The sequence below is a fragment of the Pseudoalteromonas thalassia genome, assembly GCF_049257215.1.
Classification (GTDB): domain Bacteria; phylum Pseudomonadota; class Gammaproteobacteria; order Enterobacterales; family Alteromonadaceae; genus Pseudoalteromonas; species Pseudoalteromonas lipolytica_C.
The window spans coordinates 24990-36871 of record NZ_JBMMUE010000016.1; the positions used below are offsets into that span (position 1 = coordinate 24990).

General features: G+C 42.0%; 10 protein-coding genes. 6 read left to right on the forward strand and 4 right to left on the reverse strand.

The annotated features are described in order from the left end of the window. Nucleotides 1-40: 40 nt before the first annotated feature. On the reverse strand, nucleotides 41-2386 hold the full coding sequence (gene metL / locus AAEU31_RS16725; RefSeq protein ID WP_421967806.1) for a bifunctional aspartate kinase/homoserine dehydrogenase II: 2346 nt from the start codon (nucleotides 2384-2386) through the stop codon (nucleotides 41-43). 4 nt (nucleotides 2387-2390) lie between these two features. Beyond that, complete coding sequence (gene metB / locus AAEU31_RS16730) at nucleotides 2391-3650, reverse strand: cystathionine gamma-synthase (RefSeq protein ID WP_421967807.1); 1260 nt, start codon at nucleotides 3648-3650, stop codon at nucleotides 2391-2393. Between the two features lie 266 nt (nucleotides 3651-3916). On the opposite strand from metB, the gene metJ reads away from it, so the two are divergent. Continuing rightward, on the forward strand, nucleotides 3917-4237 hold the full coding sequence (metJ, locus tag AAEU31_RS16735; RefSeq protein ID WP_054563330.1) for a met regulon transcriptional regulator MetJ: 321 nt from the start codon (nucleotides 3917-3919) through the stop codon (nucleotides 4235-4237). Between the two features lie 87 nt (nucleotides 4238-4324). On the opposite strand, the gene AAEU31_RS16740 is transcribed toward metJ, so the two are convergent. Both AAEU31_RS16740 and rpmE read right to left on the reverse strand, forming a co-directional pair. After that, nucleotides 4325-5566, reverse strand: a complete 1242-nt coding sequence (locus AAEU31_RS16740) for a malic enzyme-like NAD(P)-binding protein (protein WP_421967808.1) — start codon at nucleotides 5564-5566, stop codon at nucleotides 4325-4327. 699 nt (nucleotides 5567-6265) lie between these two features. After that, complete coding sequence (rpmE, locus tag AAEU31_RS16745; RefSeq protein WP_036973208.1) at nucleotides 6266-6481, reverse strand: 50S ribosomal protein L31; 216 nt, start codon at nucleotides 6479-6481, stop codon at nucleotides 6266-6268. Nucleotides 6482-6713: 232 nt separating this feature from the next. Between rpmE and priA the strand changes: the two genes are divergently transcribed. The 5 genes from priA to AAEU31_RS16770 all read left to right on the forward strand — a co-directional run bounded on the left by priA (nucleotide 6714) and on the right by AAEU31_RS16770 (nucleotide 11826). Next, nucleotides 6714-8894 (forward strand): primosomal protein N', encoded by a 2181-nt coding sequence (gene priA, locus AAEU31_RS16750; RefSeq protein WP_253038167.1) that lies wholly within the window; start codon nucleotides 6714-6716, stop codon nucleotides 8892-8894. Nucleotides 8895-8911: 17 nt separating this feature from the next. Next, a complete protein-coding gene (locus AAEU31_RS16755) occupies nucleotides 8912-9436 on the forward strand; it encodes an SPOR domain-containing protein (protein WP_135922752.1) in 525 nt (174 codons plus the stop codon). A gap of 80 nt (nucleotides 9437-9516) precedes the next feature. Further along, nucleotides 9517-10035 carry an ATP-dependent protease subunit HslV gene (gene hslV, locus AAEU31_RS16760; protein ID WP_008115012.1) on the forward strand — a complete coding sequence of 173 codons (519 nt, stop codon included), beginning with the start codon at nucleotides 9517-9519 and terminating at the stop codon, nucleotides 10033-10035. Nucleotides 10036-10046: 11 nt separating this feature from the next. Then, complete coding sequence (hslU, locus tag AAEU31_RS16765; RefSeq protein ID WP_135922753.1) at nucleotides 10047-11375, forward strand: ATP-dependent protease ATPase subunit HslU; 1329 nt, start codon at nucleotides 10047-10049, stop codon at nucleotides 11373-11375. Between the two features lie 76 nt (nucleotides 11376-11451). Next, nucleotides 11452-11826 carry a gamma-butyrobetaine hydroxylase family protein gene (locus AAEU31_RS16770; RefSeq protein WP_135922754.1) on the forward strand — a complete coding sequence of 125 codons (375 nt, stop codon included), beginning with the start codon at nucleotides 11452-11454 and terminating at the stop codon, nucleotides 11824-11826. The last annotated feature ends 56 nt before the right edge of the window (nucleotides 11827-11882 follow it).

Below are 11882 nucleotides of genomic sequence, written 5' to 3' on the forward strand. Positions count from 1 at the left end.
GGCGCTTTTTGCTTAGCCATTAAAACTAAGATCAGCAAAATTATTTTAAGTTATTCACCAGCCAATACAGATCTGAATGAACCCCTGCCGCGGTAACTTCTTTACCCGCTCCAGGCCCTTGGATCACTAATGCATTGTCTGTATACCACTGTGAATTAATCACAAAGATGTTATCGCCCGGTTTAAGACTTGCTAGCACATCATCTTTGCTAACATAGACTAAACCTACCTGTGCCTGAACCTTGCCATCAACAAGTGTGATAGCACCTGTGTAGCGCACTACTTTATCTTCTGCCGCAGCTTGAGCTGCTTTTTCTGTCATGAATTCATCGAGCAGCTGTTTATTCTCCAAGAAGTCTTGCCAGCTACCTGCTGCCAGTGCTGCTGGCATAAGTGGTGTTAGAGCAATGTCATCAAGCTCTAAATCTAGCCCTAAATCTCGCGCTAAAATAAGCAGTTTACGCTGCATATCTCGGCCAGATAGATCTTCACGAGGATCAGGCTCTGTGTAACCCATTTGCTGTGCTTGTAGCACTAAATCAGAAAACGGCACCTTGCCATCATAACTGCTACATAACCACGATAAAGTACCCGAGAATACCCCTTCAATACGGTTAATGCTGTCACCACTATTTTGTAAATCAGCCAAAGCAAAGTTAATCGGTAAACCTGCGCCAACACTGGTGTTATAACGCCATAACAGATTTCGCTCAGCTAATTGACTACGCAGTGCTTGATACCAATCGTTTGCAGCGGTACCCGCATATTTATTTGCACTGATCAGATGACAGTTAAGCTCTACAAAATCAGGATACAACTGACTAAAAGCCTCACTCGCTGTGATATCAATTATCACTTTATGCTCATAATCAAGCTCATTGATACGCGCTAATAATTCAGCTTTGTCGTAGCTTTGCGCTTCATTGTGCCACTGCTCCTGCCATGTTTCAGTATTTAAACCACTGGCACTAAATAGCATTTGCTTAGAGCGAAGAAGAGCAACCACCTTTACTTTATAATGGGCAGATAAACGAGCAAACTGAGCTTGAAGTTGCGATAAGAACACTTCACCCACATTACCAAGGCCAGCAACTATAATGGCCAGCTCTTGGCCTTTGTTTACCAACTTGTCATGTAGAAGAGTTAAAACATCACTATCAATTGCTTGATCATTTAAGATCAACACATAGTTATCGTCTTGTTGTACAAAACGAGGATGAATGCTTTGCTCTTTTAAAAGCGCTGTTGCTTGCTCTGCAAGAGCGCCGATATCAGCAGTCGGTGCAACTACCGCACAACCGCTTAAATTAGACTCTACAATATTGGCGCGACCCGCTAAATGGCTGACAATCTGATGAGTACTTTGACCAGGCACTAACAAGTAGGTATCACCTTCTTTAACAAAGTGATGCAAGCTGTGTTGAATTAACTGACTAAGCTCACCTACTTCACCACTACTTAGTTTATCAACGCGTAATAAATCGATGTTATCTAAGGTAGTAATAAAACGTTTTGCTTTGCTATAGCCTTCTTTTACCACTTCGGTTGGCGTGGCATCGCAATCAAAACTACTTCTAACTACGAGTTTGATTTCTGAGTCTTTTAACGGCGATAACGTCTTTGCATGCAGTACTGGGTTGCCTAAGCGCGCTAATAAGTTTGCTTGCTCACGACATACCTTGGCGTATTTAACCGCATTTTTAACCTTACGAGGGTCAGTGCTAAATACCCCTTGTGTGTCTGTCCAAATAGACACTTGTTTAGCAAAAGTATAACTGGCTAGTAATGTGGCGCTGTAATCACTGCCATTACGGCCTAAAGTAACCGTATTACCTTGGCAATCTGCGGCAATAAAGCCCGTTACTACGTTGATATGTGATTTGCTAATCGTATCACTGCATTGCTGCTGGTTTTTTTGATGTAAAAGCTGACCATCATTTAAAGTAAATAGCTGCCTTGCATCAACATCTTGTGCGGCAATACCCAACTGATTTAAGTAAGCCGCCAACAAGCGCGCCGACCACACTTCACCATGTGCAAGTAAAGGTGCTTCAAGTAACTGTTGCTGAGTAATTAATTCGTTTAATACAGCAAGTTCATCTTTTAACTGTGCCAACGCCTGTTGTTTATTTTGGCCTATAAGTAACTGCTCAATAAGCGCACGTTGATTATTATCAATAAGCAGTAGAATATCGCTAACAGCTTGGCTATCTTGCTGCTGGTAACTTTGCCAAAGCTTTACTAAAGTATCGGTTGTTTTACCCGATGCCGACACAACTACGCAGTCGCCTTGCTCCGTATTCGCTAAAACAATGTTAGCCACCGCATGATAGCGTTCTGCCGAGCTTAAGCTTGAGCCACCAAATTTATGAACAATATTTACCATTTTTCTACCACAATGCCGTATGTGCTGGCGTTAACTTAAATGACGCGTTTTGTTGTTTATCTTGCTGTGTTTGCTTAACTTCAGCTTTTGTAACTTGCTGGCCTTGACCTGGTTTTACTAAATTAAAAACACGGTCTAAATCGGCAATAAGGTCTTTTACGTCTTCAATGCCTACAGAAATACGAATAAGGGTATCACCGACACCAGCTTCAAGACGGGCTTTAGGCTCCATACCTGCGTGTGTCATCGTTGCAGGGTGACAAATCAAGCTCTCTACTCCGCCAAGCGACTCAGCAAGGCTAAAGTCTTTAAGGCTTGTTAAAAACGCTGCGGCATCGTTAATGTCGCCTTTAATATCAAAGCTCACCATGCCACCAAAACCGCGTTGCTGTGCTTTAGCAAGCTCATGCTGTGGGTGTGATGCAAGGCCTGGATAATAAACTTGGCTTACATAAGGTGAGTTTTCTAAATACTCAGCAATTGCAAAGGCATTTTCTTGGTGCTGCTTCAAACGTACATTTAAAGTACGTAAACCACGAAGGGTTAAGTAGCTATCAAATGGTGCACCAGTAATACCAATGTTATTCGCCCACCAAGCAAGCTCATCACCTAACTCTTGCGTTGCAGCAATCACCGCACCGCCAACCACATCAGAGTGACCATTAATATATTTAGTGGTTGAGTGCACAACAATATCAACACCAAACTCAATTGGGTTTTGTAATGCAGGTGATAAGAAGGTGTTATCAGCCGCAACTAAAGCACCACACTGCTTAGCAATGCTCGTAATTGCTTTAATATCAGTTAAACGCAAAATAGGGTTACTTGGCGTTTCAATCCAAATCAATTTAGGCTTTATCGATAAAATTTCTTGATGGTTTTCAGATTTGGTTAAATCCAAAACTTTTAGTTTTAATAAGCCACGCTTTTCAAGCGAAGTGAATAAACGGTAACTACCGCCATAACAGTCATGTGGAATAACCAGTGTGTCATCACTGTTTAACAGCTGAGTTGCTAAATGCACTGCAGACATACCTGTTGCAGTAATAATGCCTCTTGCACCCCCTTCAAGCTCAGCTAAGGTTTCAGCTAAGATATCGCGATTCGGATTACCACTGCGGCCATAGTCATACTGGCGTTTAGTATCAAAGTCAGCAAATGAATAGGTGGTTGATAAGTATAGAGGTGGCACAACCGCACCATGATGCTTATCGGCTTCGATGCCGTGACGAACCGCTATCGTCGCTTTATTTTTTTCACTCATTTCATCACCTATTCATAAATTGGATGTTTAGACGTCTAAAAGGTTAGATGATCGACTATGAGAAGTCAAAGTATTTATAGCTCACAATAGAAGTTTATACATTTACACTACTAGATGGCTAAATAACTAGTATTTGACTATCTTTTTTAAAGAGATAGAATTTCCGCATCTTGCGCGATGAGAAATACTAATTACCTTTACGAAGTGTTCTATTTTGAATTGGTATCTCGCGTAAATAACTGACAACCGAGGCAACGAAATAACTTATGGCTAAATGGAACGGTGAATACATTCACCCATATGCAGAACACGGTAAAAAATCAGAACAAGTAAAAAAGATTACCGTATCGATCCCACTTAATGTATTAAAAGTATTAACTGATGAACGTACACGTCGTCAGATCAATAACTTACGTCATGCGACGAATAGTGAGTTATTGTGTGAAGCTTTCCTACATGCTTTTACAGGTCAACCATTACCAAATGACGATGACCTTCGTAAAGACAACCCTGAAAAGGTGCCAGAAGAAGTTAAAAAGATTATGCAAGAAATGGGGTTAGATATCCCTGTTCTTGATTCAGAGTAAGTATTTCGGCCATCGGATCACCGCCGATAGCCACAGGCATAAAAAAACTCAGCTTAGGCTGAGTTTTTTTATTAGCGTTAATTAAGTTTAACGCATGTAATCTTCTGGCATCTCAATTTGCGCAACCCCTGACTCTACTGCCGCCTCAGCAACAGCACGAGCAATACGTGGTAATAAACGCGGGTCCATTGGCTTAGGAATGATGTACTCGGCACCAAACTCTAGTGACTCAACGCCAGCCGCTTTTAATACTTCGCTTGGTACAGACTCTTTTGCAATGCTTCGAATAGCATGTACAGCTGCAATTTTCATTTCATCATTAATTGCCGTTGCTCGCACATCTAGCGCACCACGGAAAATAAACGGGAAACAAAGCACGTTATTCACTTGGTTAGGGAAGTCTGAACGCCCCGTTGCCATAATTAAATCGTTACGTGCACTGTGTGCAACTTCTGGAGCAATCTCAGGATCTGGGTTTGAACACGCAAACACCACAGGCTTATCTGCCATCAGTTTAAGATCATCGGCAGTTAATAGATTAGGACCAGATACACCTACAAACACATCAGCATCAGCAATAACGTCTTGTAATGTACGCTTATCAGTATTGTTAGCAAATAATTGCTTATACTCATTTAAGTCATCACGACGAGTATGGATCACACCTTTACGGTCAAGCATATAGATGTGCTCACGCAGTGCGCCACATTTTATTAATAGCTCCATACAAGCAACTGCAGCTGCGCCGGCACCTAAACATACGATAATTGCATCTTCGATATCTTTACCTTGTACTTCAAGGGCATTAAGCATACCAGCAGCGGTAACAATAGCAGTGCCATGTTGGTCATCGTGGAAAACTGGAATATCGCAACGCTCGATAAGCGCTTTTTCGATTTCAAAACACTCTGGCGCTTTAATATCTTCTAGATTGATACCACCAAACGTATCAGCGATGTTAGCAACCGTATTAATGAAGTCTTCTGTTGTGCGGTGTTTTACTTCAATATCAATTGAATCAAGGCCAGCAAAACGTTTGAATAGTAACGCTTTACCTTCCATTACAGGTTTTGATGCAAGCGGGCCTAAGTTACCTAATCCTAGAATTGCGGTACCGTTTGAAATAACCGCAACCATGTTACCTTTACCTGTGTACTTATAGGCATTTGCTGGATCAGCAGCAATTTCGCGGACTGGTTCAGCCACACCTGGGCTATAAGCTAAAGCGAGATCGTTAACCGTTTCGGCTGGCTTAGTTAGTTCAACACTAATTTTACCTGGAACGGGGTGAGCGTGGTAATGTAATGCTTTTTCACGAAAATCTGACATAACGCGATAGTATCCTGCAAAAAGTTAAAAAGTGAGAGAGCTTGCATCAGTACGATACCTGTAATGTATAAAAATTCCAAGTATTATCAGGTCTATCCTGTTATAAGCTATATCGCTTAATTTTAAAGGATTTCCCAACAATTTCTGTGCATAGTTGCGATTAATAAAACATAAAAATCAACCTATTTATGGCCTTTTAAGCGCGTGTTTTTGTATTTTATATGCACGAACACTGCAAATAGCCGAAATTAGCCTAAAACAGCCATTTCAACGAATTTCACAGCATTTACTCACGAAATTATTTAAATTTATTATTTTTAATAACTTTTAGATACCAATACGCTTAATTAAGTAGTCTATTTTGAGGCAATGAAACCTTGTTGATAGCAAGGCAAAAATTTCGTTATTTAGTTGTGTTCTAAATCAGAAATTTTTAACGCAGGTAGCGACAGGTTTAATCCCTCAAAATGATTAAGTATTATTGCGGGTTGGTATACTCATTTATACAAAAAATAATATAGCCAAGGGGTGGCACTTTGTCTCTACAATTAACGACATAATGGGCATAACAGCCAGAAATAGTTATGCAAAGGAAATGAGTGAAGATGATGAGTAAGTGTCAGCGTTAATAACGAATTTTGTGAATTTTAGGCATAAAAAAAGCACCCTAAGGTGCTTCTTTTAACTAAACAGCAGAAATTACTTCTTGCTGCTAAGTGCACCGAAGCGCTTGTTGAAACGATCAACACGGCCGCCAGTGTCTAAAATCTTTTGCTTACCAGTGTAAAACGGGTGACACTCAGAACATACGTCTAAGTGGATGTCTTTACAAAGAGTTGAGCTAGTTTCGAATTTGTTACCACATGAACAAGTTGCAGTGATAGCTTCGTACTTAGGGTGAATACCTTCTTTCATAGGGAACCTCTAGTTAAGGCCGTATCGCTCTCCAAACCCGAAGTCTGGCACCATACGCAGTTAATACAATTAATAGGCCGCGTATTTTATAGCTCAAGTGACCTTGCGACAAGCTTTAAATACATATTTCGCTAAAAAATAATCAAGTGGCTTGTTGTTCAGTATTTGTTGGTAGGTTTTTAACCGTAATTTTAGTACATTATCTTTCCGTCTTTGTTTCAGTAGAGTTGTTATGCACTTTGTAGAAGTTGCCATAAAAGTCCCTTTACAGCGTACCTTCGATTATAAAGTTGAACAGCTGCTGCACAGCCCTGAGTTAAAGCCAGGCATGCGCGTTCGCGTGCCATTTGGTAGTCAAAAAAAGGTTGCAGTGGTGTTGGCTCTAAAAACATCAACCGATGTTCCCGCTGACAAAATAAAGCCGATTATAGACGTAATAGACGACACGCCAGTTTTATCTGAGCAACATTTAGCGCTTCTGAAATTCACTGCACGCTACTACTGTTATCCATTGGGTGAAACCATTCATACGGCACTTCCAGCTGCATTAAGACAAGGCGAATGCCCTGATAAAACCAGCATTAACATGGTTGAGCTGACCGAAAAAGGTGCAAAGCTGCCGTCGCTAAAAGCAAAAACCCAGTTAAGTTTATTAAAGCAGCTAGCCGAATCGGGCAAATCATCGGTTACAGAATTAAAAGCACTCGGATTTACAAAAAAAACCATCGATAGCCTGCTCGACAAACAACTGATCACTCAGTTTATCGAACATGATAACCAGTGGCAGCAACGCCCGCCGACGGTAGGTAGCAAACCTGTACTTAATAAAGAACAAGCTGTGGCGTGTACCAGCATTAATCAAGCTAGCGGCTTTACCAGCTTTTTACTTGAAGGGGTTACCGGAAGTGGTAAAACCGAAGTGTATTTGCAATGCCTAGAAGAAGTACTTAAAAAGGGCCAACAAGCCCTAGTATTAGTGCCTGAAATTGGCTTAACACCACAAACGGTTAATCGTTTTCGTCGCCGCTTTCCTGATACACCGATTATGCTCTGGCACTCCGCACTGACAGATAACGAACGCTTACAGACCTGGCGTTTCTGTGAAAAAGGCAGCTGCGCCATAGTGATCGGCACACGTTCGAGTATTTTCTTACCTTTTTTATCACTTGGCATGATCATCGTTGATGAAGAGCACGACAGCTCGTTTAAGCAACAAGATACATTGCGCTATCATGCTAGAGACCTAGCCGCTTATAGAGCATACCAGCATAATATTGTGCTCGTTCTAGGTAGTGCCACACCGGCACTTGAGACCTTACATAAAGCAATTAATAACAAATATCAGCTGTTGAGCCTCACTGAGCGCGCCCAAACCAGCACCGATAACCAGTTTCAACTAATTGACATGAAAGGTCAGCCAGAGCAAGCCGGCATTGCCCATGCTAGCCTTGCCTATATGCGCCAACATTTAGAGCGTGGCAAACAAGTAATGGTGTTTTTAAACCGTCGCGGTTTTTCGCCTACCCTTATATGTCATGAGTGTGGCTGGCTAAGTGAGTGCTCACGTTGTAGCACCAGTGCAACCTTTCATAAAGCCATTGGCCAGATGATTTGTCACCACTGTGGAGAGCAACATCAGGTGCCTCATCAATGCCCCGATTGCGGCAGCACGCAGATTTTTCCAAATGGTAAAGGTACTGAACAAATCGAAGAGTTTTTAACACAAACCTTTCCTGATATTCCGATTAGTCGTATCGACCGAGATTCAACTCGTCGTAAAGGCAGCTTAGAAAAAGCCCTTGATGATATTAACCAAGGCGGTGCGCGTATCCTCGTTGGTACGCAAATGTTAGCAAAAGGCCACCACTTTGCTGATGTTAGCCTGGTTTTAATCTTAGACGTCGACAGCGGTTTATATTCGTGCGACTTTCGCGCTACTGAGCATTTAGCGCAACTTGTCACGCAAGTGGCAGGCCGTGCTGGTCGAAGTGGTGAACCTGGGCAAGTATTATTGCAAACCCATTTTCCTGAGCATCCATTACTACAAGATTTAGTCAACAATGGCTATCAGGATTTTGCCCGCTATGCCCTGACAGAACGCGAAGAGGCTCAGCTTCCACCCATTACCAATATGGCTATGGTGCGCGCCGAAGGACATAACATTAATCAAGTGGTCGATTTTTTAACTGATTTGGTTCCTGTCCAGAACGTATCTGGTATACAATTGCTCGGTCCGATACCTGCGCCACTGGAACGTGTGGCTGGTAAGTATCGCTTTCAATTACATATTCAGGCGCAGGAACGCTCCCACTTGCACCAATATTTAGCGCAAATGGTCGACTACATAAGCACCAGCAAATTAGCGCAAAAAGTGCGTTGGAGCCTAGACGTTGATCCGATAGATATGATTTAAAGGCCAATATAAGAGTCATGGCACAACACGATTACATTAATAAAAAACCAGCAAATAGAAATAAAAAGCAGGCTCCGGCGAAAAAGCCATTTCCTATTATTCTAATTTTAATCGCGCTTATTTTAGTAGGCGGGTTTAGCTATGGCTTATGGTATATCAAACATAATGCTGACCCTGAACTTGTGGAACAACAAGCCAATCCGACTAAACAAGAAGAAACTGTTATTCCGCCACCTAAAACACCTGAATTTATCAAAGAGATTAAAGAGCACGAAGTTCAGGTTGAAGTAAAAGAGATTGAACAAAAGGGCCCGTATGTAATGCAATGCGGTTCTTTTAGAACCTTAGAGCAAGCACAAACATTAAAAGCTAAAATCGCTTTTGCCGGCTTGGTTGCCGAGGTAAAGAAAACCCAAGGCAGCAATGGTGTTTGGTATAAAGTGCGTTTAGGCCCTTACGAAACCAAACGTTTGGCCGAAAGTGATAAAAATAAACTTAAACGTATCAAAATAATGGGCTGCGGAATTTGGCTTTGGACTTGATTTTAGTTCATTCACCCATATAAACACCTCATCAATCGCTTTTTACGAGCGGCTTTGCCGCTCGATGATGAGGAATAATAATGACCACTATTGTAAGTGTACGCCGCGACGACAAGGTCGTAATTGGTGGCGACGGCCAAGTTTCACTTGGTAATACCGTAATGAAGGGCAACGCCCGCAAAGTTCGACGTCTTTATAATGGCAAAGTAATCGCTGGTTTCGCTGGCGGTACTGCTGATGCCTTCACCCTTTTCGAACGATTTGAAAGCAAACTAGAAATGCACCAAGGTAACCTGACTAAGGCAGCCGTTGAAATGGCCAAAGATTGGCGTAGTGACCGTGCACTTCGAAAACTCGAAGCACTCTTAGCAGTTGCAGACGAAACTGCGTCATTGATCATCACAGGTAACGGTGATGTTGTGCAGCCAGAAAATGACCTAATTGCGATTGGCAGTGGTGGTAACTTCGCACAATCAGCAGCCACAGCGCTTCTTGAAAACACCGACCTAAGTGCACGTGAAATTGTAGAGAAAAGCCTAACTATTGCCGGCAACATCTGCGTATTCACGAATAACTTCCAAACTATTGAAGAATTGTAATAGGAACTGCCATGTCTGAGATGACGCCAAGAGAAATCGTTCACGAGCTAGATCAACACATTATCGGCCAAGCTAAAGCTAAAAAAGCAGTTTCAATCGCGCTTCGTAATCGCTGGCGCCGTATGCAACTAAGCGACGAGCTACGCGCCGAAGTAACACCAAAAAACATTTTAATGATTGGTCCTACTGGTGTGGGTAAAACTGAAATTGCTCGCCGCCTTGCAAAACTTGCTAATGCGCCTTTCATTAAAGTTGAAGCAACCAAATTCACCGAAGTGGGCTATGTTGGTAAAGAAGTTGAAACTATCATCCGTGATTTAGTTGATATTTCAATTAAAATGACCCGCGAACAGCAAACTAAGAAGTTTAAGCACCGTGCTGAAGAAGCGGCAGAAGAGCGCATTTTAGATGCCCTACTACCACCAGCGCGCGACACCTTTGGTGAATCAAAAACTGAAGAAAACTCTTCGACTCGTCAATCTTTCCGTAAGAAATTACGTGAAGGCCAATTAGACGATAAAGAAATCGATATCGATGTTGCACAAGCTCAGCCTAATGTTGAGATCATGGCACCTCCTGGTATGGAAGAAATGACCAACCAGCTACAAAGCATGTTCCAAAACATGGGTGGCGACAAGCGCAGTAAGCGTAAGTTAAAAATTAAAGAAGCCTTCAAACTATTAGTTGAAGAAGAAGCTGCAAAACTTGTTAACCCTGAAGAGTTAAAAGAGCAAGCTATCTTCGCGGTAGAGCAAAACGGTATCGTGTTTATCGATGAAATCGATAAAATCTGTAAACGTGGTGAAGCGTCTGGCCCTGATGTTAGCCGCGAAGGTGTACAACGCGACTTACTACCATTAATCGAAGGCTCAACAGTAAGCACTAAACACGGCATGGTTAAAACTGACCACATGTTGTTTATTGCATCTGGCGCATTCCAAATGGCTAAACCATCAGACATGATCCCTGAGCTACAAGGTCGTTTACCAATCCGCGTTGAGCTTGAAGCACTAAGTGCTGATGACTTTAAACGTATCTTAACTGAGCCTCATGCTTCATTAACTGAGCAACAACGTGAGCTGTTAAAAACTGAGCAAGTTGAGGTTGAGTTTACCGATGATGCAATTGAGCGTATCGCGAAAGCGGCTTGGCAGGTAAATGAAAAAACCGAAAACATCGGTGCACGTCGCTTACACACAGTGATGGAAAAACTAATGGAAGAAATTTCATTTGATGCCTCAGAAAAAGCAGGTTCAACACTAACAATTGATGCCAATTACGTTGAACAGCATTTAGGTGCACTTGTTGAAGATGAAGACTTAAGTCGTTTCATTCTTTAATCAACAAATTAGCGTTATACTAAAAAGCCTCCAGTTGGAGGCTTTTTAGTTTATAAATCGTAGATTCGAGGCTCACATGAAAGAAGTCACTAAAGTGCATTATCACAGCGTTAGTAAAGTATTAGATGTTCATTTTGATGATCAGACTATTGCCCAATTTAGTGCTGAATTTCTGCGTGTTCACTCACCATCTGCTGAAGTACAAGGCCACGGTAATGAGCAGATGAAACTGGTGCTTGGCAAACAGCAAGTAGGAATTAGTAAAATTGAGCCGGTTGGCCATTATGCAATTCGACTGGTATTTAGCGATAATCATAATAGTGGCTTGTTTAGCTGGCATTACTTAGCTGATTTACAAGCAAATCATGATGCGCTTTGGCAACAATATCAAGCCAGAGTCACAGAGCACGAAGCCAACAAAGACAGCGTGCCAATTAAGTTTGTGCCTTAATACCTTGTCGCGGTATACACACCCAAGCAATAAAAAAAGCGCGATGACGAAACCGT